This window comes from Billgrantia endophytica, assembly GCF_002879615.1.
GTDB lineage: Bacteria > Pseudomonadota > Gammaproteobacteria > Pseudomonadales > Halomonadaceae > Halomonas > Halomonas endophytica.
This window is the reverse complement of record NZ_PNRF01000037.1, coordinates 233,669-254,105: the sequence shown is the minus strand read 5'-3', so window position 1 is coordinate 254,105 and position 20,437 is coordinate 233,669. Positions and strand designations below refer to the sequence as shown.

Annotated in this window: 18 protein-coding genes; 13 read left to right on the top strand and 5 right to left on the bottom strand. The window is 61.4% G+C overall.

The genetic code is table 11. The annotated features are described in order from the left end of the window. Positions 1–21: 21 nt before the first annotated feature. Together glcE and glcD are read right to left on the bottom strand one after the other, a co-directional pair. On the bottom strand, positions 22–1,128 hold the full coding sequence (glcE, locus tag C1H69_RS18520; RefSeq protein ID WP_102654846.1) for a glycolate oxidase subunit GlcE: 1,107 nt from the start codon (positions 1,126–1,128) through the stop codon (positions 22–24). A gap of 2 nt (positions 1,129–1,130) precedes the next feature. Next, positions 1,131–2,633, bottom strand: a complete 1,503-nt coding sequence (glcD, locus tag C1H69_RS18515) for a glycolate oxidase subunit GlcD (RefSeq protein WP_102654845.1) — start codon at positions 2,631–2,633, stop codon at positions 1,131–1,133. A gap of 203 nt (positions 2,634–2,836) precedes the next feature. On the opposite strand from glcD, the gene glcC reads away from it, so the two are divergent. After that, a complete protein-coding gene (gene glcC / locus C1H69_RS18510; RefSeq protein WP_102654844.1) occupies positions 2,837–3,613 on the top strand; it encodes a transcriptional regulator GlcC in 777 nt (258 codons plus the stop codon). Positions 3,614–3,617: 4 nt separating this feature from the next. Here glcC and C1H69_RS18505 read toward each other — a convergent pair whose 3' ends face one another. Then, the gene (locus C1H69_RS18505) at positions 3,618–4,301 is read right to left on the bottom strand and encodes a GntR family transcriptional regulator (RefSeq protein ID WP_102654843.1); all 684 of its coding nucleotides are present in this window, start codon (positions 4,299–4,301) and stop codon (positions 3,618–3,620) included. A 215-nt stretch (positions 4,302–4,516) separates the two neighbouring features. Between C1H69_RS18505 and C1H69_RS18500 the strand changes: the two genes are divergently transcribed. The 9 genes from C1H69_RS18500 to C1H69_RS18460 all read left to right on the top strand — a co-directional run bounded on the left by C1H69_RS18500 (position 4,517) and on the right by C1H69_RS18460 (position 15,218). Next, on the top strand, positions 4,517–4,981 hold the full coding sequence (locus C1H69_RS18500; protein WP_102654842.1) for a GlcG/HbpS family heme-binding protein: 465 nt from the start codon (positions 4,517–4,519) through the stop codon (positions 4,979–4,981). 370 nt (positions 4,982–5,351) lie between these two features. Continuing rightward, complete coding sequence (locus C1H69_RS18495) at positions 5,352–6,332, top strand: TRAP transporter substrate-binding protein (RefSeq protein WP_102654841.1); 981 nt, start codon at positions 5,352–5,354, stop codon at positions 6,330–6,332. A gap of 70 nt (positions 6,333–6,402) precedes the next feature. Next, on the top strand, positions 6,403–6,960 hold the full coding sequence (locus tag C1H69_RS18490; RefSeq protein ID WP_102654840.1) for a TRAP transporter small permease: 558 nt from the start codon (positions 6,403–6,405) through the stop codon (positions 6,958–6,960). Positions 6,961–6,969: 9 nt separating this feature from the next. Beyond that, positions 6,970–8,253 (top strand): TRAP transporter large permease, encoded by a 1,284-nt coding sequence (locus tag C1H69_RS18485; protein WP_205738540.1) that lies wholly within the window; start codon positions 6,970–6,972, stop codon positions 8,251–8,253. 68 nt (positions 8,254–8,321) lie between these two features. Further along, a complete protein-coding gene (locus tag C1H69_RS18480) occupies positions 8,322–9,107 on the top strand; it encodes an enoyl-CoA hydratase/isomerase family protein (RefSeq protein WP_102654839.1) in 786 nt (261 codons plus the stop codon). Positions 9,108–9,127: 20 nt separating this feature from the next. Next, positions 9,128–10,318: a CaiB/BaiF CoA transferase family protein gene (locus tag C1H69_RS18475; RefSeq protein WP_102654930.1), complete on the top strand. Its 1,191-nt coding sequence runs from the start codon at positions 9,128–9,130 to the stop codon at positions 10,316–10,318. Positions 10,319–10,392: 74 nt separating this feature from the next. Beyond that, positions 10,393–11,601, top strand: coding sequence for a pyridoxal-phosphate-dependent aminotransferase family protein (locus C1H69_RS18470; RefSeq protein ID WP_102654838.1), 1,209 nt, complete (start codon positions 10,393–10,395; stop codon positions 11,599–11,601). After that, positions 11,598–14,606, top strand: coding sequence for an FAD-binding and (Fe-S)-binding domain-containing protein (locus C1H69_RS18465; RefSeq protein ID WP_102654837.1), 3,009 nt, complete (start codon positions 11,598–11,600; stop codon positions 14,604–14,606). Before C1H69_RS18470 ends, C1H69_RS18465 begins: the two co-directional genes overlap by 4 nt. 87 nt (positions 14,607–14,693) lie before the next feature. Then, positions 14,694–15,218: a gamma carbonic anhydrase family protein gene (locus C1H69_RS18460; RefSeq protein ID WP_102654836.1), complete on the top strand. Its 525-nt coding sequence runs from the start codon at positions 14,694–14,696 to the stop codon at positions 15,216–15,218. A gap of 84 nt (positions 15,219–15,302) precedes the next feature. Here C1H69_RS18460 and C1H69_RS18455 read toward each other — a convergent pair whose 3' ends face one another. Next, on the bottom strand, positions 15,303–17,003 hold the full coding sequence (locus C1H69_RS18455) for an L-lactate permease (protein WP_102654835.1): 1,701 nt from the start codon (positions 17,001–17,003) through the stop codon (positions 15,303–15,305). Positions 17,004–17,371: 368 nt separating this feature from the next. On the opposite strand from C1H69_RS18455, the gene C1H69_RS18450 reads away from it, so the two are divergent. The 3 genes from C1H69_RS18450 to C1H69_RS18440 all read left to right on the top strand — a co-directional run bounded on the left by C1H69_RS18450 (position 17,372) and on the right by C1H69_RS18440 (position 19,291). Further along, complete coding sequence (locus C1H69_RS18450; RefSeq protein WP_102654834.1) at positions 17,372–18,079, top strand: glutathione S-transferase N-terminal domain-containing protein; 708 nt, start codon at positions 17,372–17,374, stop codon at positions 18,077–18,079. Between the two features lie 60 nt (positions 18,080–18,139). Beyond that, the gene (locus C1H69_RS18445) at positions 18,140–18,829 is read left to right on the top strand and encodes a glutathione binding-like protein (RefSeq protein WP_102654833.1); all 690 of its coding nucleotides are present in this window, start codon (positions 18,140–18,142) and stop codon (positions 18,827–18,829) included. Between the two features lie 102 nt (positions 18,830–18,931). Beyond that, complete coding sequence (locus tag C1H69_RS18440; RefSeq protein WP_102654832.1) at positions 18,932–19,291, top strand: phasin family protein; 360 nt, start codon at positions 18,932–18,934, stop codon at positions 19,289–19,291. A 107-nt stretch (positions 19,292–19,398) separates the two neighbouring features. Here the strand turns inward: C1H69_RS18440 and C1H69_RS18435 are convergent, their stop codons facing one another. Beyond that, complete coding sequence (locus C1H69_RS18435; RefSeq protein ID WP_102654831.1) at positions 19,399–20,016, bottom strand: phosphoribosyltransferase; 618 nt, start codon at positions 20,014–20,016, stop codon at positions 19,399–19,401. Positions 20,017–20,437: the final 421 nt, after the last annotated feature.

Here is a 20,437-nt window from a genome sequence, read left to right as displayed (position 1 = left end):
CTCAGGGTTCCTCGATACGTCTCAAAACGCCGCGTAGAGCCGGCCGGGGTTGAAGATTCCCTTCGGGTCGAGCTCGGCCTTGAGGTTGCGGTGGTACTTCAGCAAGACCGATGGCAGCGGGGTGAAGGGTTCGGCGCTTCCCGGCCCTTCGCGCGAGCCCAGACAGGTGGCATGGCCACCGGCCTGCCGGCAGGCGCTACGCAGGGTTTCGGCGTCGATGTCACTTTTGAGCCAGCGCTGAGCGCCGGCCCAGTCATGGATCATGGTCTCTTCCGGCGTGTTGGAGAGCGCCAGCGACGGCGTACGGTGGGGAAGAGAGAGGCGCCACAGTGGGGCGTCATCGTTGCCGTTGGCGGGGAAAGCCAGCGCCAGATCCCGCAGCGCGTTCCAGAAGCCCCCGTCGAGATCGTCACCACCGATGCGTGCGCGAGTGGCGGCAACCGAACTCGGCCCGCCCTCGAGGCGCAGGTGCAGGGCGCCATCCAGCCAGGTGGCGGCGCTGATCGGCAGCGGCTCCCGGCCCCAGTCGGCCAGCCTGTTGCGGGCTTGTTCGAGGGAGACCTCGATGCGCAGGCTGTGGACGGCGCCGGGGATGGGCAGCACCTTGAACGAGATTTCGGTCAGCAGCCCCAGGGTGCCCTGGGCGCCCACCATCAGCCGGGAGAGATCGTAGCCAGCAACGTTTTTCATCACCTGGCCGCCGAAGCGCTGTTCGATGCCCTCGTGGTTGATCACGCGGGTGCCCAGCACGAAGTCGCGCACGCTGCCCGCCCAGGGGCGGCGCGGCCCGGACATTCCGGTGGCGACCATGCCGCCCACCGTGCTGGAGATGCCGAAGCGGGGCGGTTCGAAGGGCAGCATCTGACCCTGCTCGGCCAGTACGGCTTCGAGTTCAGCGAGCGGGGTACCGCTGCGTACCGATACCACCAGTTCGACCGGGTCGTAGAAGGTGACGCCGCGGTGCTCGAGGGTGGAAAGCTTGGCGCCTTCTACCGGGCGGCCGTAGAAGCCGCGGGTATCGCCGCCGACAATGCGCAGCGGCGTTCCCTCGGCGCTGGCCTGGCGGATGCGTTCGGCCAGTGACTCGCTGGCGTCATGGTCATGGGGCGTTGTTGCAATGGTAGCCATGGTCACTCCGGTCGGCCTTGCGAGTGGGTCGGGACGGCGGCTTCCGCACTCTTGATGGTGCGGAATTCGGAGCAGCGGGCCGGCGTGGGTATGTTCTTGCCCGGATTGAGCAGCTCCTTCGGGTCGAAGGCGGCCTTGGCGGCACGGAAGGTGGCCAGCTCGTCGGGGCGGAACTGGGCGCACATCTGGTTGATCTTCTCGCGGCCGACGCCGTGTTCGCCGGTGATGGTGCCACCCACCTCGACGCACAGTTCGAGGATCTTGCCGCCCAGCGCCTCGGCCTCGTCCAGCTCGCCCGGGGTGTTGGCATCGAACAGGATCAGCGGGTGCATGTTGCCGTCGCCGGCGTGAAAAACGTTGGCCACCCGCAGGCCGTACTGCTCGGACAGGTCGGAGATACCCTTCAGCACCCGGGCCAGCTCGCGGCGGGGTATGGTGCCGTCCATGCAGTAGTAGTCCGGCGACATGCGGCCCACCGCCGGGAAGGCATTCTTGCGACCGGCCCAGAACAGCGCGCGTTCGGCATCGTCGCGGGCTTGCTGGATACCGGTGGCGCCGGCCGCCTCGAGTACGCGGCGTACCGTTGCGCAGTCGTCATCCACGTCGGCTTCCACGCCGTCCAGTTCGCAGAGCAGGATGGCGGCGGCCTCCACCGGATAGCCGGCGCCGATGAAATCCTCGGCGGCACGGATCGCCAGGTTGTCCATCATCTCCAGTCCACCGGGAATGATGCCGGCGGCGATGATGGCGCCAACGGCGTTGCCGGCCTTTTCCACGTCGTCGAAGCTGGCCATCAGCACCTTGGCGGTCTCGGGCTTGGGCAGCAGCTTGACGGTGATCTCGGTGACCACGCCGAGCATGCCCTCGGAGCCATTGAACAGCGCCAGCAGATCGAAGCCGGGGGCGTCCAGGGCATCGCTGCCCAGGGTCATGTGTTCGCCCTCGATGGTCAGCACCTCGACCTTGATCACGTTATGCACGGTCAGCCCGTACTTGAGACAATGCACGCCACCGGCGTTCTCGGCCACGTTGCCGCCGATGGAACAGGCGATCTGGGAAGAGGGGTCGGGGGCGTAGTAGAGGCCATGGGGTGAGGCCGCCTCGGAGATCGCCAGGTTGCGCACGCCGGGCTCGACGCGGGCGATGCGTGCCTCGGGGTCGATCTCGAGAATGCGGCTGAAGCGCGACAGCACCAGAAGCACGCCGTGTTCCAATGGCATGGCGCCACCGGAGAGGCCGGTGCCGGCACCGCGGGTGACCACCGGCACGCCGAGACGGTGGCAGGTCTTGAGCAGTTGTTCGACCTGTGCCAGCGTCTCGGGCAGTGCCACCAGCATGGGCAGGGTGCGATAGACGGAGAGGCCATCGCACTCGAAGGGATGCAGGTCTTCTTCACGATGCAGCAGCGTCAGGCCGGGAATGGCCTGGACAAGACTGTCGCGAATGGCGGCCTTGTCCAGTTGCGGTTTCATACCGTCGAGTCGTTCATCGTAGAGGATATTCATGGAGACGCCTCGTTGAGAGTCATGGCGGCGGAGTTGTGATTATCGCGTGAGCACAATCTGCGGATTCTCCGGCGCGCTGTCCAGCCTCTGGTATTCTGGTATGACCAGTTGCTGCCCATTATCATGGAAACTGTTTCCAATTATTTTCCCTTGGCGGCAGGATGACAGACCATCACGGTTTACGCGACCCCTCTGGAGAACTCATGCACCAGGAGATCGATTCGATGTTACCGGTCCGCACCCCCGATGTGGTGGCGGCCCGCCTCGAGAGGCTGATCCTCGACGGGGTGTTTCGTCCTGGCCAATTGTTACCCTCGGAGCGGAGGCTGTGCGAGCGGCTGGGTGTCTCGCGCACCTCGCTGCGAGAAGGCCTGCGCGTGCTGCGCAGCAAGGGCATCATCGAGACTCGTCAGGGCCGTGGCTCGGTGGTGGCGGCGCTGGTGCCGGGACGCGACGACAGCCCGCTGATGCATCTGCTGCGCGATCATCCGCGTACGCTGTACGATCTCCTCGAAGTCCGTTCGTTGCTCGAAGGCGAGTCGGCGAAGCTGGCTGCCGCGCGTGCCACGCCCACCGATCGGGTTCTCATCCAACGCCGCTATGACGCCATGGCCGACTACGTCAGGGACAGCGAGGAGATCGAGGTCGAGCGGCTGGCCCATCTCGATCACGGCTTCCATCTGTCGATCTGTCAGGCATCGCACAATCCAGTGCTGGTGCACACCCTGCAGAGTCTCACCGATCTGTTGCTCAGTTCGGTGTTTGCTTCTGTGAAGAACCTCTATCACCGCGAGGCGCCACGCCGGATGATCAACCAACAGCATGCGCGCCTGTATCGCACGGTGATGGAGGGCAAGCCCCAGGCGGCACGACGGGCGGCGCTCGACCACCTGGCCAGTATCGGAGAGCAGCTGCGGGAGATCGAAGCGGAGGACGAGCGGTTGGAGCGCTCGGCCATGCGGCTGAAGGAGTGGGAGTAGCTGGTCAGGCGTTGGCGGCGTTGATCAGCTCATCGTTCTCGATGACGCCGGCCAGCGTCACGACTTCCAATTTGTTGCACAGATGGTCGCGGAGGATCTGCCCCAGGCGCTTGCCGTCGCGCTTCTTCAGCGCCTCGATCATCATTTCGTGGTCGTTGACCGCCTGGCGCCAGAAGTTGTCGGTCATCTTCTTCGAATAGCGCACCCGCTTCACACGATAGCTGAGGTTATTGTACATCTCCTGCAACACCTCGTTGTTGGCGGCGGCCAGAATGCTTTCGTGAATCCGGCGATTGATCTTGAAATAAGGCTGCATTTCTCGGTTGCGATAGTGCGTGAGCATCTGCTCATGAAGATCGCAGATGGCGGCAATCTCCTCGTCGCTGATCTGTTGGCAGGCCAGCTCGCCTGATAACCCCTCCAGTGCGCCCATCAGGTCATAGGTATCCTTGACCATTTTTACCGTCAGTTGCATCACCCTGGCGCCGCGGTTGGGCAGCAGCTCGACCAGGCCCTCAGACGCCAGTACCTTGAGCGCTTCTCGCAGCGGCGTGCGTGAGACCCCAAACGTTTCACACAGCTGCTTTTCCGAAATGCGCTCGCCTGGAATCAGCTCGCCATGCTCGATCAGTTCACGGATACGATCGGCGACTTCCCGATAAAGATTGCGATGTTGAATCTTGCTCATGCTCAGGTTCCTTGTTCGCGGCCGACCATCTGGGCGTCCTTGCCAGGATGTCGCTACCGCACCCACCCACCACCAATGGTGGCGACATTGACGTGATAGTGCAAAAGGTATTATGAATTCAAAATGCCGGCAAGTGATGCCGGCGTACTACCCAGCGCTGGGGCAATCAGGCCCGAACGATAATCACAACTACATACATGATCAGGAGCCCCATCATGGCAGGCAAGGTCTTTCGTAGCAGCCTACAAATCACTCGCGAGCAGGGCCGCAACATCCTTGATGGAGTCTTTGCCAGAGCCCGAAGCGGGGACATGGAGCCGCTGACCGTCGTGGTTCTGGATAGTGGCGGACATGTTGTAGCAGCCGAGCGAGAGGATGGCTGCGCCCCGCTGCGCTTTCCCGTTGCCCAAGGCAAGGCCTTCGCTTCACTTGGCAACGGTGTGGCCAGTAGCGTGGTAGGGGCTCGCAATGCCGAGCGGCCGGCCTTTCTCGCAAGCGTGGCGGCGGCCTCCGGTGGGCACTTCATTCCAGTAGCCGGGGGTGTACTGATCCTCGATGGCCGTGACCAGGTGATTGGTGCGGTGGGCGTCAGTGGGGCCTCTTCCGCCGAGGACGAAGCTGCGGCCATTGCCGGTATCGAGGCTGCGGGCCTGACCTGGGGGTGTGAACCCGAGTCATAGCACACTCCGTATGCATGGCCTGCCCTGTGCGGGCCATGGGCCGCACGTTCCCCTTCCCCGACGCCTGCCCCTGTCGAAACCGTCCCCTTGTTTTCCAAGGCTTGTACCAAGTGGCTGATATGGAACGCCTGTCGAGGGCCAGTCAATAAGGCAAGACTAAAGTTTAATACCTAATAATGAATTTTGAATTCAAATTGAATCAACGGAGGTCAGGCGTCATGTGCTGTCCGGGTGACAGGGCGGCGGAGGCGATCTGATCTGGAAGGCAGCCTGAGCGCCAGGCTGACTTCCACGATGGAGCACGCCATCGCGGGTAGCGTCTTCCCGTTGGCGAACGTGACATAACAACAAATCGATAGTGGAGCGTACAATGAAATCCCTGAAAACAGCTCTCGCAGCAACCGTTCTGGCGTTTGGGGTACAAGCCACCAACGTCAGTGCCAATGAAATCGAAGTACGTCTCGGTCATGTGGGCGGGCCAGGTTCCCTGTTCGAAATCAGTGCCAATCGCTTTGCCGAGCTGGCCAACGAGCGACTCGAAGGTGTGGCCGAAGTCAATGTCTACGGCAATAGCCAGCTAGGGAGCGATGAGTCGATGATGCGCCGTCTACGGCTAGGCTCACTGGACCTGTCCATACCATCGACGGTGATGAGCTCCGAATCTGATCAGTTCGCTCTGTTCGAGATGCCCTATTTGATCGAAGACCGTGAGCATATGAAGCGCGTACGCGAAGAGGTAGTGCGCGGCCCGCTGTACGATGCTGCCGAAGCACGCGGCTTCAAGATCCTCGGCGTATGGGAAAATGGCTTCCGTCAGATCACCAACAATGTGCGTCCTATCGAGACGCCGGAGGACTTGCGTGGCATCAAACTACGCGTGCCGGGTGGCGTGTGGCGCATAGAGATGTTCCGCAGTTACGGGGCCGCACCGTCACCAATGGCGCTCTCCGAGGCGTTTGTCGCGCTGCAGACAGGGGCGATGGACGGCCAGGAAAATCCCTACATTCAGACCTATGCCCAGCGTATGCATGAGGTGCAGGATTACTTGTCGATTTCCAATCACGTCTACACTCCGGCTTTTCTGATAGCCGGTGCCAGCTGGAATCGCCTGCCGGAAGAGGTGCGTGTGGTCTTGGAAGAAGTGGCACTTGAGATTGAGGATTTCGTGCTCGATGAAGGCCAGCGATTGGATGATGAAACCCTCGAGCAGATGCGCGAATCGGGTATGGAAGTCAACGAAGTAGACTTCGATTCCTTTGTCGAGGCTTCCCAGGCCATCTACGAGAAGTTCGCGAGCGAAGTCGATGGCGGTCAGGACCTGATTGATATTGTCATGGCTCTTCGAGACTGATCCTTGGCGCTTCTCTGACAGAGGTGTGTCGCCAATCGCGTGACGCGCCTCATCCTTTCCGGAGGTCTCAATGAGTGCTTATAAGACATTGAAGAAGGCGTATTTCACGTTTCTTGAAGCGATAGTCGTAGTGATAATAATAGGATTGGCCAGTGTCGTAACTCTGGGGTTCGCCTCGCGCCTGCTGGGCTCGCCGTTTAGCTGGTACGACGAAATCGCTGCCACTCTACTGGCCTGGTTAACCTATTATGGTGCTGCCCTGGCCGCGGCAAAAGGGGCGCATATCAGCTGTCCCAGTGTGATCAATATGTGTCCTCCATCTGTCCGAGTTCCTATCACTTTGCTTGCAGAAGCAATCACCATCGGCTTCTTTATCTTCCTCGGGCTTGCCAGTTACCAGGTGATCTTGATCCTCGAAGGGGTCAATATGATCAGTGTTCCGGCAATTTCCATGCAACTGACCCAATCTGCGATCCCTATTGCCTCGGCCTTGTTTATTATCGCTGAGCTGTTACGCCTCCCCGATGTCATCAAGAGCGCAAAAGGTGCTGGCTTTATCGATCATGAACTAGAGGAAGTAGGAATCGATGCCGATGCCGTCAAAGCTACCAGTCAGTCACGAGGATAAGCAGACGTCATGACCATACTCTATATATTTCTGGCATTGATCGCCCTCATCCTGATCAATGTGCCGGTGGCGGTTGCTCTGGCGATAGTGGGAGCGGTGGCAACGTTCATGTCCTATGGCAGCATGGCGATGCCGACGGTCGGCATGACGATGTTCGAAGGGGCAACCAACTTTCCGCTGATTGCGATTCCGCTGTTCATTCTAGCCGGCGCCATCATGAATGCCTCGAGCATCTCGCGGCGTCTGATCGACCTTGCCTCGGCCATGCTCGGGTTCATCCGCGGTGGCCTGTCGATGGTGACCATCGGGGCCTCGGTGTTCTTCGCCGAGATTTCAGGGTCGTCGGTGGCCGGGGTATCGGCGATCGGCAGCATCATGATCCCGGCGATGCGCAAGAAGGGGTACTCCAAGGAATTTGCGGCCTCGATCTCCTCTTCTGCGGCGAGTCTGGCCATCATCCTGCCGCCGTCGATCCCGATGATCCTGTACGCCGTGATGTCTGGTGAGTCGGTGGTACAGATGTTCGTTGCCGGTATCTTCCCGGGATTGCTTGGGGCCCTTGCCCTGGCGGGCATGTGTTACTACTTGGCAACCAAGTACAACTTCCCATCGGAGGGGCGCTTCCAGGCCTCACGGCTGTGGACGACGTTCAAGGAGGCGATCTGGGCACTGATGATCCCGGTGATCATCCTCGGTGGCATCTTCGGCGGCATTGTCACTGCTACAGAGGGGGCTGCGCTGGCTGTGGTCGTGGCGATTTTCATCAGTGCCGTGATCTACCGCGAGTTCACCGTCAAGACATTCATTGAGTCGTGCAAGAGTGCCGGCGTGCAGACGGCGGTGGTGATGCTGCTGGTGGCCGCCTCTGCGGTGGTCGGGGGATATCTGACCGAGACCCGCGTCCCGCAAGCGATTGCCATGCAGATCAGCGATTGGACCAGCAACAAGTATGTGATTCTGGCGCTGCTCAACATCATCTTCCTGATCCTGGGGATCTTCCTGCACTCCGCCGCGGCGATCATCCTGGTGGTGCCGATCGTGCTGCCGCTGGTGCTGGAAGTCGGCATCGATCCGGTTCACTTCGGCCTGATCGTGACGCTGAACCTGGCCATCGGCCAGCAGACGCCGCCGGTTGCAAGTGTCTTGATCGCCTCGTGCTCGATTGCCAAGTCGGATATCTGGAAAACGACGAGGGTCAACCTGTGGTTCATCGGTGTGCTGTTCACGATCCTGATGATCAACACCTATATCCCGGCATTTGCCCTGGCGCTGGTCAACTTCATCTATGGCTGACCGATCCTGTCGAGAGATGAGCAGGCCACTGGCTGGCCTGCTCAGTGGAGATCAAGGAGAACAAGTTCATGCATAACGACAGCCTGCTGTTCGAGGTGCAGGACGGCGTGGCCTGGCTCGGCTTCAACCGTCCACAAAGCCGCAATGCGATGACCTGGGAGATGTACGATGCCCTGGAAGCTCACTGCGACCAACTGGCGACAGACGATCAGGTATACGCAGTGGTGCTGCATGGCGTTGGTGGCGAAGCCTTTGTGGCCGGCACCGATATTACCCAGTTCGCCCATTTCTCGAAACCCGAGGATGCCATTGGCTACGAGAGGCGTATCGATCGTGTGGTGGGTAAGCTCGAGGCACTCAACAAGCCGACCATTGCGTTGCTCGAGGGCTTCTGCGTGGGCGGCGGTGCAGCCTTGGCCATGGTCTGCGACTTCCGCTACTGCACGCCGAGTCTGCAGTTCGGGGTACCTATCGCCAAGACGCTGGGCAACTGCCTGTCGATCACCAATGTATCACGGCTGGTCGATATGGTTGGCATCGCCCGCACCAAGGAAGTCCTGATGATGGGCAAGCTGTTCAGTGCGGATGAGGCCAGCCATGCCGGTTTGGTCAATGCAGTGATCGAGCCCGTTCAGATTCGTGAACGGGTGGCCGATATCGCTGCGCAGTTCGCCAGGCGGGCGCCGCTCACCGTGCAGGCCAGCAAGGCGCTGGTGGGGCGGGTGCAGGAGCAGCGCCGGGCGGCGCATGACGCCGGCGACGACTGGGTCATTGCCTGCTACATGAGCGACGACTTCAAGGCGGCAGTCAACAAGTTCGTCAACAAGACGCCGTTCGAATGGACGGGTCACTAATGACAAGCGAGGTGGGGCCAATGCTTCCCTTACAGAACATGAAAGTCCTGGATATCTCCCAGATCATGGCCGGCCCCTACTGCACCATGGTATTGGCCGACATGGGCGCCGAGGTCATCAAGGTCGAGAAGACCAACGGCGGTGATGATAGTCGCCAGATGGGGCCCTACATCAACGACGAGTCGACCTGCTTCTCGCAGATCAACCGCAACAAGAAGAGCATCTCGCTCAACCTCAAGGATGACCGCGCCCGGCAGATCTTCTACCGCCTGGCCAAGGACGCCGATGTGATCGTCGAGAACTATCGCACCGGGGTTACCAAGTCGTTGCAGATCGATTACGACACCATCAAGGAGATCAATCCGGGCATCGTCTACTGCTCGATCTCCGGTTATGGGCAAACCGGCCCCTATAGCCACCGTGGCGGTTTCGATCTGGTCGCCCAGGGCATGAGCGGGCTGATGTCGATGACCGGCGAGAAGGGTAAGCGTCCACTCAAGACAGGCATCGCGGTGTATGACATCGGCGCCGGTATCACCGCGGTCTACTCGATCCTCGCCGCCCATATCCACAAGATGAACACCGGTGAAGGGCAGCACATCGATATCGCCATTACCGAGTGTGGCCTGCCATGGTTCGCCTGGGAAGCCGCGGCCTATTTCGCCGAGGGCAGGGTCCCTGAACCAACCGGCTGGCGCCATCGCGTGTCGGCGCCGTATCAGGCGATCAAGGCCCGCGACGGCTATTTGATGCTGGGTTGCGCCAATCAACGTACCTGGGAGCGTTTCTGCGGCGATGTACTGGCACGCGAGGACCTGATGGCCGACCCACGCTTCCTGACCAACTACGACCGCGGCCAGCACGTCGAGGAACTCGAGGCTCTGCTCGAGGCGGTCATGGCCGAGCAGGACGCCGACCACTGGCTGGCGCTGTGCGACAAGGCCGGGGTGCCCGCCGGGCCGATCAATGACTTCGGTCAGGCCATGCAGGACGAGCACTATCTGGCGCGGGGCATGGTCGAGGAGATGGACCACCCGGTGATCGGCAAGATGAAAACCATCGGTTTCCCCAGCAAGTTTTCGCGTACGCCGTCGCAGATTCGCTCACCGGCCCCGCTGTTTGCTCAGCATACTGATGAAGTGCTGACGATGAGCTTGGGGCTCTCCCGTGACGAGCTTGACACCTTGCGGGCCGAAGGCTGCATCAAGTAGGTGCTTTTTTTAGGCGATAAATTGAATTCATTATCAAAAATACAAAATTCCAAGGTAGCCCAGGAGACAAGATCATGCTGAACCTCGACTTTCATCCGTCCGGTCGCCACTTTCTGCAGATCCCCGGCCCGTCGCCGGTACCGGATCGTATTCTGCGTGCCATGAGCCTGCCTACCATCGACCATCGCGGGCCGGAGTTCGGCGCACTGGGATGCGAGCTACTCGGCAAGCTCAAGAAGGTTTTCAAGACCGAAAGCCCGGTCATCATCTACCCGGCTTCGGGCACCGGTGCGTGGGAGGCGGCGCTGGTCAATACCTTGTCACTGGGTGATAAGGTGCTGATGTTCGAGACCGGTCACTTCGCCGCCCTGTGGCAGAAGATGGCCCTGCGCCTGGGCCTCGAACCCGAGTTCCTCGGCTTGACGGGGGCGGAAGGCTGGCGGCATGGGGTGCAGGCCGACATGATCGAAGCGCGCCTGCGCGAGGACATCGATCATCAGATCAAGGCGGTCTGTGTGGTGCATAACGAGACCTCTACCGGTGTGACCAGTGATATCGCTGCGGTACGCCGGGCCATCGACGCGGCCGCCCACCCGGCCCTGTTTCTGGTCGATACCATATCGGGACTGGCCAGCGCCGATTATCGCCACGACGAGTGGGGCGTGGACGTGACGGTCTCCGGTTCTCAGAAGGGTCTGATGCTACCGCCGGGTATCAGCTTCAATGCCATTTCGGACAAAGCCATTGTGGCCAGCCAGGACTCGAAGCTACCCAAGAGCTTCTGGGCCTGGGACGAGATCATTGAGGCCAACAGAAACGGTTACTGGCCCTACACGCCCAATACCAACCTGCTCTATGGCCTCAACGAGGCCCTCGACATGCTGCTCGAGGAGGGGCTCGACCACGTGCTCGCACGCCATCAGCGCTGGGCGGCCGGGGTGCGCAAGGCGGTGGAGGCGTGGGGTCTGGAGATCCAGTGCCAGGATCCGGAGGTTTACTCGCCGGTACTGACCGGCGTGGTGATGCCGGAAGGAGTCGATGCCGATGAGGTGCGTCAGCTCATCTATGAGCGCTTCGACCTATCGCTGGGCATGGGTTTGGGCAAGGCCAAGGGCAAGATGTTTCGCATCGGTCACCTGGGTGACTGCAACGACCTCACACTGGTCGCCGCCCTGGGCGGCTGCGAGGCCGGTATGAAACTGGCCGGTGTGGTTCTCAAGGGCAGCGGTGTAACCGCGGCGCTGGACCACTTCGCCAACCATCCGCTCGAGGCTGCCAAATGAGCAGCGGTAATGACATGCGCGGCTTTGCCCCCTTGTCGCGCGATGCCAGGGTCAAGCCGGTGGCCGAGTTGGCGTCACGCCTGCAGCGAGAGATGGCCGGCGAGGTGCTGTTCGATCACGCCTCGCGGGGCCGTTACTCGACGGATGCCTCGATCTACCAGGTGATGCCGGTGGGCGTGGTGATCCCGCGCCATCAGGACGACCTGTCGCTGGCGCTGGATATCGCTCGAGACGCCAAGATACCAGTGTTGGCACGCGGCGCCGGCACCAGTCAGTGCGGTCAGACGGTGGGTGAGGCGCTGGTGATCGACACCACGCGCTACCTCGACGGGGTGCTCGAGTTCGATGCCGAGGCGCGTACCGTGATGGTCGAGCCGGGCATCGTGCTCGACCATCTCAACGCCTGGCTCAAGCCCCATGGGCTGTGGTACCCGGTGGATGTCTCTACCAGCGCCCAGTGCACTATCGGTGGCATGGTCGGCAACAATTCCTGTGGGTCGCGCTCGATCCGCTACGGCAACATGGTTCACAACGTGCTCGGCGTGGAGGCGCGGCTGGCCGACGGTAGCGAGGTGAGCTTCGGCTTCGTCGACGAAATGGCCGAGAGGTCGCAGGCGCGACTGCTGGCCGACAAGTTGAAGGTCATTGCCGAGAAGGTCGGCCCGGAGATTCGTGAGCATTTCCCCAAGGTGTTGCGCCGGGTCGGGGGCTACAATCTCGACCTGTTCGACTGCCAGAATCCCAAGCCCTACGATCCTGATGGCCGTGTCAACCTGGCCCACCTGCTGGTGGGCTCGGAGGGGACCCTCGGGGTCAGCCGGCGCATTACCCTGCGGCTCTCGCCGCTGCCCGAGCACAAGGTGCTGGGGGTGGTGAACTTTCCCACCTTTTATCAGGCGATGGACTTCACCCAGCACATCGTCAAGCTCGACCCCTCTGCGGTGGAACTGGTGGACCGCACCATGATCGACCTGTCGCTGGAGAATCCGGCCTTCCGCCAGGTGATCGAGAAGGCGCTGGTCGGCAAGCCCAAGGCTATCCTGCTGGTCGAGTTCGCCGGTCAGGACCATGATGCCCAGCTCGAGTCGTTGCATCAGCTCAATCAGCTGATGGCCGACCTCGGCCTGCCGGACAGCGTGGTCGCCATGCCCGATGGCGCCGAGCAGAAGTCACTGTGGAACGTGCGCAAGGCCGGGCTCAACATAATGATGAGCATGAAGGGCGACGGCAAGCCGGTCTCCTTCATCGAGGACTGTGCGGTGCCGCTCGAGCATCTCGCCGAGTACACCGACAAGTTGACCGAGGTCTTCCACCGCTACGGTACCGAGGGCACCTGGTACGCCCACGCCAGCGTTGGCACCCTGCACGTGCGCCCGATTCTCGACATGCGGCGCGATGGCGGTGAGAAGATGCGCGAGATCGCAGAGCAGGCATCCCAACTGGTGCGCGAGTACAAGGGGGCCTACTCCGGCGAGCACGGCGATGGCCTGTGCCGCGGCGAGTGGGTGGCCTGGCAATTCGGGCCAAGGATCAACGACGCCTTTCGCGAGATCAAGCAGCTGTTCGATCCGGAAAACCTGCTCAATCCGGGCAAGATCGTCGACACGCCGACGATGGACGACGATCGCTACTTCCGCTTCCCCAAGGGCTATCAGGCGATTCCGCTGACACCGGTATTCGACTGGTCGGCCTGGAACGTCAAGCGTGATCCACTGACCGGTGAGCAGAGCGAACCCGGCAGCGCCGGCGATCCCACCCATGGCCTGGCCATGGCGGTGGAGATGTGCAACAACAACGGCCACTGTCGCAAATTCGATGCCGGCACCATGTGTCCCAGCTACCGCATCACAAAGGACGAACAGCATCTCACCCGAGGGCGGGCCAATACCCTGCGGCTGGTGCTCTCCGGTCAACTGGGCGAGGAGGGGTTGGCCAGCGACGACGTCAAGGAGGCGCTCGATCTGTGCGTCTCCTGCAAGGGCTGCAAGCGCGACTGCCCCACTGGCGTGGATATGGCCAAGTTCAAGATCGAGGCGCGTGCCGCTTGGGTGAGCGCCAAGGGGCTGACCCTGCGCGACCGCATGGTCGGCGAAATGCCGCGCTATGCGCCCTGGGCCAGCAAGTGCTCCGGCCTGGTCAACCGTATCGAGCGGGTGCCGTTCCTTGCCCGGGGCATCAAGCAGGCGCTGGGGCTGGCCCCGAAACGATCGTTGCCGGCCTTCCACGGAAACTTTCTGGCCGAAGTTCACGAACAGCAGCCGCCTGCGGCCCGAGAGGTGCTGCTGTTCGTCGATACCTTCAACAACTACATGGAGGGTGACAACGCGAGGGCCGCCAAGCGTGTGCTGGAAGCCGCTGGTTATCAGGTGCACCTCAATGCCCGCAAGGGTGAGCGGCCGCTGTGCTGCGGGCGCACCTACCTGTCATCGGGCCAGTTCGACAAGGCCAAGGCCGAGGCGCGTCGCACCCTGGAGCACCTGATGCCCTATGTACGCCGTGGTGTGGCCATCGTCGGTCTCGAGCCGTCGTGCCTGTTGAGCATGCGCGACGAGTTCCTGCAGTACGGCCTCGGCGAGGAGGCCAGGGCACTGTCCGAGGTTGCCTTCCTGTTCGAAGAGTTCCTGGTCAAGGCGAGCGAGGCCGGCGAGTTGCAGCTGGCGTTCAAGCCGCTTGGCCACCGGCGGGCCATGCTTCACGGTCATTGTCATCAGAAGGCTTTCGATGCCGTGCGCCCGATCGAACGGGTACTGTCATGGATTCCCGGGTTGGATGTCGAAACCATCGAGTCGTCCTGCTGCGGCATGGCGGGTAGCTTCGGCTATGAGGTGGAACACTATGACGCTTCGCTGAAGATGGCCGAACTGTCGCTGCTGCCAGCGATACGCGAGGGTGGTGACGACGCCGTGCTGGTGGCCGACGGCACCAGCTGCCGGCACCAGATCAAGGATGGCACCGCACGTGAGGCGGTGCACGTGGCCCGGCTGCTGGAGCAGGCGCTGGCCTGATCCGGCGCTGGCACCAACCTTCAAGAGCCACTTCGCAACGCATGCCGCCTAGGGTGGCAATCAGGCACGTGACAGGAGGAGAGCATCATGGCGATCTATCAGTATGGGGAACATCGACCGGACATCCACGAGGAGGTCTACATCGCCGAGACAGCCGACGTGATAGGCCAGGTGACCCTGAGGCGCCATGTCAGCATCTGGTACCAAGCGGTGCTGCGCGGGGACACCGATCATCTTGAGGTTGGCGAGGAGAGCAACATCCAGGACGGTGCAGTGCTTCATGCCGATCCCGGCTTTCCCCTGACCGTCGGTAAGGGTGTGACAGTGGGGCACCAGGCGATGCTGCACGGCTGCACCATCGGCGATGGCAGCCTGGTCGGCATCCAGGCGGTGATCCTCAACGGTGCGGTGGTTGGCCGGAACTGCCTGGTGGCCGCCGGGGCGGTGGTCAAGGAGGGGGCGAGATTTCCCGACAACTCGCTGATCGTTGGTGCGCCAGCCAAGGTGATCAGGGAACTCTCTTTCGAGGCTATCGAAGGCCTGAAGAAGAACGCCGCCGGCTACGTCGAGCGCGGCGGTCGCCATTCCCGGGAGCTCAAGCGCATCGGCTGAAGCCCTGACGATCCAAAGTACAAGCCCCCACGGCCCTGGGTGTAGTTCAGGGGCCATGGGGGCTTTTCGTGGCTAGGGCAGGCGTCAGCCAGCACCCATCAGCGGGTCGCTGACTCCGATCACATAGATGGCGATCATGGCGATGGCGCCGGTGAACACCAGGTAGTAGATCGTCGGCAGGATGGTCTTGCGGATCGTCGTGCCTTCGCGACCCAGCAGGCCCACGGTGGCGGAGGCCGCCACCACGTTGTGGATGGCGATCATGTTGCCGGCGGCAGCGCCCACGGCCTGCAAGGCCACCATCATCGCGGTGGAGACGCCGAGCGCTTCGGCCACGTTGAACTGGAACTCGGCCAGCATCAGGTTGGCGGCGGTGTTGGAGCCGGCAATGAAGGCCCCAAGAGCACCCACGGCAGGAGCGAAGAACGGATAGACATCACCCACCCCGTTGGCGACGAACTGCGCCATGGCCACCGGCATCGAGACCAGGTCGGCTCCGTTGACGCCGGAGTTGATCAGGATCCTCACCATGGGAATGGTGAAGATCAGCACGAAACCGGCGCCGAGGATGGTGCGGGACGACTCGCTGAAGGCGGCCTTGAGTTCAGTGGCGCGCATGCGATGGATCAGGGCGGTGAGCAGTACCACGAAGACCAGAATCCCGCCTGGCAGGTAGAGCGGTTCGAGGCTGCCCGAGACGCCGGCTTCGCCCAGGATGTTGCTCCAGCCGAAAGTGAGCGAGTTCAGCGCGCTGCGAACCGGCTCCACGGTGCGCGAGATGACCAGCAGCACGGCCAGCAGCACATAGGGCACCCAGCCCATGGCGGTGGACAGCGGCGTCTTGCCGGCCATGTCGTCCAGCTTGATCTCGAACTTGCCGATCCACTCATCCAGCCAGGCTTCGCGTGGCGGGAAGTCCCAGGTGTCCTTGGGAATCAGGAAACCGCGGCGGGCGGCGGGCACGACAATGGCCAGACCCACCATGGCGCCGATCATCGACGGGAACTCCGGCCCCAGCAGCACGCCGGCCAGTACATAGGGGACCACGAAGGCCACGCCCGAGAAGATGGCGAACGGCGTGATGGAGAGGCCTTCCTTCCACGAGCGGTTGGCACCGAAGAAACGCACCATGATCACCACCATGATCAGCGGCATCAGGATGCCGACGATACCGTGGACGATGGCGACTTCGGCGGTGATCAGGCGGAAGTATTCGGCCCAGGTGGCGCCCTCGGCGGTCAGACGCTCGGTAATGGCGCTCTGGTTCACGCCCCCGGTGACACCCACCACGATCGGTGTGCCCACGGCACCGAAGGAGACCGGGGTGGACTGGATCATCATGCCGACGACCACGGCGGCCAGGGCCGGGAAGCCCAGCGCCACCATCAGCGGTGCGGCCACGGCGGCGGGGGTGCCGAAGCCGGAGGCGCCCTCGATGAAGCAGCCGAACAGCCAGGCGACGATGATCGCCTGCACCCGACGGTCGGGGCTGATGCCCGAGAAGCCGTTGCGAATGGCGGCGATGCCTCCCGAGTACTTCATGGCATTCAACAGCAGAATGGCGCCGAAGATGATCCACAGGATAGAGACGGTGAGTATCAGGCCCTGCAGCGAGGAGGCGATGACCCGGGTGAAGGTCATGTCCCAGGCGAACAGGGCAATCAGCGCGGTGACCACGTAGACCGCCGGCATGGCGGTCTTGGCCGGCATGCGCAGCCCGATCAGCAGCACACCAGCGAGCACCAGCGGCGTGAAGGCAAGTAGAGCAAGTGTCGTATCCGTCATGAGCTGACGTTACCTCGCAGTCTTGTTGGTGTTTAGGCAGTAGGAACGATTGGCGGGCCGTGTCGTAAATTCCCACGGTCGTCGTGCGTCATGGGAAGATACGGAGACGGCGTTAAGGATGCCATTCCTGGATAATTGGTATGACCAATGTTTTTCGAATGTATCGCTAATGCATTATTTATAAAAAGACATGAAAAACATTATGTTATAATTTTTTTTTGAGTTCTTGTCCTGGCTGGCAACCTTGAAAAGGTTAGACTAATGGACAAGTCTTTAGCTGCCTGATCAGCCCGCTGAGAGTCGATGGCAATACCCGGCAAAGGCTGGCACTATCGACTGACGATCATTGATTGAAACCGGGAGGCGGCATGGCAAGGGTCCTTTACGATCTCTGCGGCATCGACGAGGGGCTGCGCTTCTCGCCCTACTGCTGGCGTGTTCGCTATGCGCTGGCCCACAAGGGGCTGGACGTGGAAACGCGGCCTTGGCGATTCACCGAGAAGGAGGCATTGACCTTCGCCGGCCATGACAAGGTGCCGGTACTGGTCGATGGTGACGTGACCGTCGTCGATAGCTACGACATTCTGCGCTACCTGGATCGCACCTATCCCGAGGCGCCGCTGCTGGGGGATGGCATGGCCGAGTCCCGGGCACGCTTCTTCAAGTACTATGCCGAACGTTCCCTGGCGCCCGCCATGATGCGTACCATCGTCATGGATCTGCTCAATGCCATCCACCCCAAGGACCGCGCCTACTTCCGTGAGACGCGTGAGAAGCGCTTCGGTCGCACCCTCGAGGAATTCCATTCACCGGCCAAAGGGCTGACGCAACTGGATGCGGCCCTGGAGCCGCTGCGTGCCTGCCTCGGTGATGCGGACTTCGTTGACGGCAGCGCACCCGCCGGTGCGGACTATATCCTGTTCGGCAATTTCCTGTGGGCGCGCGTGGTCTCCAGTGCCGACCTGGTCTCCAACGCCGATCCGGTACACGCCTGGCTGGAGCGCATGCTTGATCTTCACGATGGCTTGGGGCGCAATGCCATGCGCATCACCGACATCCAGGGTGCCTACCGCTGATAGGCGGGCAGATAGCCAAGTGGTGGCTCAGGAAGGTGTCTACCTGTACAGGAGGTTGCCATGGTCGAACTCTATTACTGGACCACACCCAATGGTCACAAGATCACGATCTTCCTCGAGGAAACGGGGCTCGACTACGAGCTCCATCCAATCAATATTGGCCGCGGCGAACAATTCGCTCCGTCGTTTCTCGAAATAGCACCCAATAACCGCATCCCTGCCATTGTCGACTGTGCCCCGGCGGATGGCGGCCAGCCGCTGTCTCTGTTCGAATCCGGGGTCATTCTCGAATACCTGGCCGACAAGACCGGCGACTTTCTTCCCAGAGCAGGACGTGAGCGTTACGTGGTACTGCAATGGCTGTACTGGCAGATGGGCGGGCTTGGTCCCATGGCCGGGCAGAACCATCATTTCCGCAACTACGCTCCCGAGAAGATTGACTACGCCATCGAACGATACCTTCGTGAGACGGCGCGACTCTATGGGGTGCTCGACCAGCGGCTCGAGGATCACGAGTATGTCGGAGGAGACAAGTATTCCATTGCCGACATGGCCATATGGCCCTGGATCAAGCCTTATGAAAAACAGGGGCTGGATATCGAGGAGTTCCCTAACCTGCTGCGTTGGTTCCGCAATGTCGAGGCTCGCCCGGCGGTTGCCCGTGCCTATGCCCGTGCCGAGGAGATCAACCCACAGAACGGGGTGGAGATGGACGAGGAAGCCAGGAGGCACCTGTTCGGACAGCGCTGAAAACGTGTTGCGATGCACAAAACGGCCTGCTATGCTGCACTGCAGCAAGGCGGTTTCGGAGCGGAGCTGCCTTGACCACACGAAGCATACTGGAGGTGTTCCATGAGCAAGTCCGAAAAAGCCACCGAAAAAGCTACCCAGCAGTTCGAAGCCCTGTTCATTACCCCGGCGCGTGCCTATGGTTCGCTTACACTGGAGTACTGCGAGAAGTTGCTGGCTACCCAGTTGAATGCGGTTCGTACCTATACCGAACTGAGCCTGGCACAGGCGCGGGCCTGGTCCGACATCAAGGATGCCGAAGGCCTCAAGCAGGTCGTGGAATCGCAGCAGAAAGTCGCTCAGGATCTGGGCGAGCGTCTGCAGGGCGATACCCGAAAAGTCGTGACCCTTGGCCAGGAATTCCTGCAGAAGGGTCAGAAGCTGGCCGAAGAGAACGTCAAGACGGCAAGCTCAGCCAAGTAAGTCGAAGGTAAGCATGCGGCCATGACATCAGGGCCGGCGCTCCAAGGGGCGCCGGCCCTTTTTGCTGCGCCGCGTTGTTGCATTGGGCCGAAAATCGTTTCCTCCTGCTACGGGGGCAGAAGGTCCAACACGTCCTCATCCCTTACCTGGGCGAAGTCGTCAAAGAATTGCCCCACGGCCTGGAAGTGGGAAGGCGCTGCCAGGCAGACGACGTCGTCTGCCAGGGTTTTCAGGTGGGCGAGGGCATCCCGCGACCCCACCCCCAGTGCTGCGATCAGGCGCTGGGGGTTCCGCTGGCGCAGGGTTGCCAGCGCGGCTGCCATGGTGGCCCCCGTGGCGCTGCCATCGTCCACGACGACAACGATTCGTCCAGCCGGGTCGATAGGAGGGCGGATCGGTGTGTAGTGGCTGCGGCGGGTCTTGATCAGTTCGCGTTGGCGCGTGATCTCGCTGGCAAGCCAGTCATCGCTGCACAAACGTGCCGCAGCCTCGTCCAGGTGTACGCTGCCATCCTCACTGACGGCGCCAATGGCGAATTCAGGGTTGCCCGGTGCCCCGACCTTGCGCACCAGAACCACGTCGAGCTCTCCTTCAAGCGCATCGGCGAGGTAGCGTCCCATGGGAACGCCGCCTCGCGGGATGGCCAGTATCAGCGGGTTCTGGCCCTTGACCGTTTCGAGTTCATGCGCGAGCCGCTCAGCGGCGTCCAGACGGTCACGAAACATGGAAATCCTCCTGATCGGGTATTCTCGTTTCAGTGTAGAGAGGCACGGCGGCTTATTCCTTCTTGTCCGTGGCTTGTTTGGACGGCAAGGAGGCGGGTTGGCCCATTGGCTAAATGAAGCTTCATTTATTTAAAACACGTTAATTTATACCTTTTGCTGATTTCATGCCGGCTATATGTCAATGGGTATATGGACGCACTATCTTGTAGATGACTCATCGTCCTTGTGCTGGCAGCACGGTGGTTCGCTACCACCTTGCCTTGGCATCGGTAGCCGGTGTCAAGGGCGTTGGGTGACGCCGTTCCGAACCGTCGAGCGGCACCGCTCGATACGGCTTTGGAGGTGCGTTATTTGGCATGGATGGGCGGTACTGGTACAGCCTTCCGGTATCGCTGTATGAGTGAAGATTTATTGAAACACT

Bases quoted from the DNA above. Each gene is read 5' to 3' on its own strand.
- glcE (WP_102654846.1), bottom strand. From the start codon at position 1,128: ATGGCTACCATTGCAACAACGCCCCATGACCATGACGCCAGCGAGTCA.
- glcD (WP_102654845.1), bottom strand. From the start codon at position 2,633: ATGAATATCCTCTACGATGAACGACTCGACGGTATGAAACCGCAACTG.
- glcC (WP_102654844.1), top strand. From the start codon at position 2,837: ATGCACCAGGAGATCGATTCGATGTTACCGGTCCGCACCCCCGATGTG.
- C1H69_RS18505 (WP_102654843.1), bottom strand. From the start codon at position 4,301: ATGAGCAAGATTCAACATCGCAATCTTTATCGGGAAGTCGCCGATCGT.
- C1H69_RS18500 (WP_102654842.1), top strand. From the start codon at position 4,517: ATGGCAGGCAAGGTCTTTCGTAGCAGCCTACAAATCACTCGCGAGCAG.
- C1H69_RS18495 (WP_102654841.1), top strand. From the start codon at position 5,352: ATGAAATCCCTGAAAACAGCTCTCGCAGCAACCGTTCTGGCGTTTGGG.
- C1H69_RS18490 (WP_102654840.1), top strand. From the start codon at position 6,403: ATGAGTGCTTATAAGACATTGAAGAAGGCGTATTTCACGTTTCTTGAA.
- C1H69_RS18485 (WP_205738540.1), top strand. From the start codon at position 6,970: ATGACCATACTCTATATATTTCTGGCATTGATCGCCCTCATCCTGATC.
- C1H69_RS18480 (WP_102654839.1), top strand. From the start codon at position 8,322: ATGCATAACGACAGCCTGCTGTTCGAGGTGCAGGACGGCGTGGCCTGG.
- C1H69_RS18475 (WP_102654930.1), top strand. From the start codon at position 9,128: ATGCTTCCCTTACAGAACATGAAAGTCCTGGATATCTCCCAGATCATG.
- C1H69_RS18470 (WP_102654838.1), top strand. From the start codon at position 10,393: ATGCTGAACCTCGACTTTCATCCGTCCGGTCGCCACTTTCTGCAGATC.
- C1H69_RS18465 (WP_102654837.1), top strand. From the start codon at position 11,598: ATGAGCAGCGGTAATGACATGCGCGGCTTTGCCCCCTTGTCGCGCGAT.
- C1H69_RS18460 (WP_102654836.1), top strand. From the start codon at position 14,694: ATGGCGATCTATCAGTATGGGGAACATCGACCGGACATCCACGAGGAG.
- C1H69_RS18455 (WP_102654835.1), bottom strand. From the start codon at position 17,003: ATGACGGATACGACACTTGCTCTACTTGCCTTCACGCCGCTGGTGCTC.
- C1H69_RS18450 (WP_102654834.1), top strand. From the start codon at position 17,372: ATGGCAAGGGTCCTTTACGATCTCTGCGGCATCGACGAGGGGCTGCGC.
- C1H69_RS18445 (WP_102654833.1), top strand. From the start codon at position 18,140: ATGGTCGAACTCTATTACTGGACCACACCCAATGGTCACAAGATCACG.
- C1H69_RS18440 (WP_102654832.1), top strand. From the start codon at position 18,932: ATGAGCAAGTCCGAAAAAGCCACCGAAAAAGCTACCCAGCAGTTCGAA.
- C1H69_RS18435 (WP_102654831.1), bottom strand. From the start codon at position 20,016: ATGTTTCGTGACCGTCTGGACGCCGCTGAGCGGCTCGCGCATGAACTC.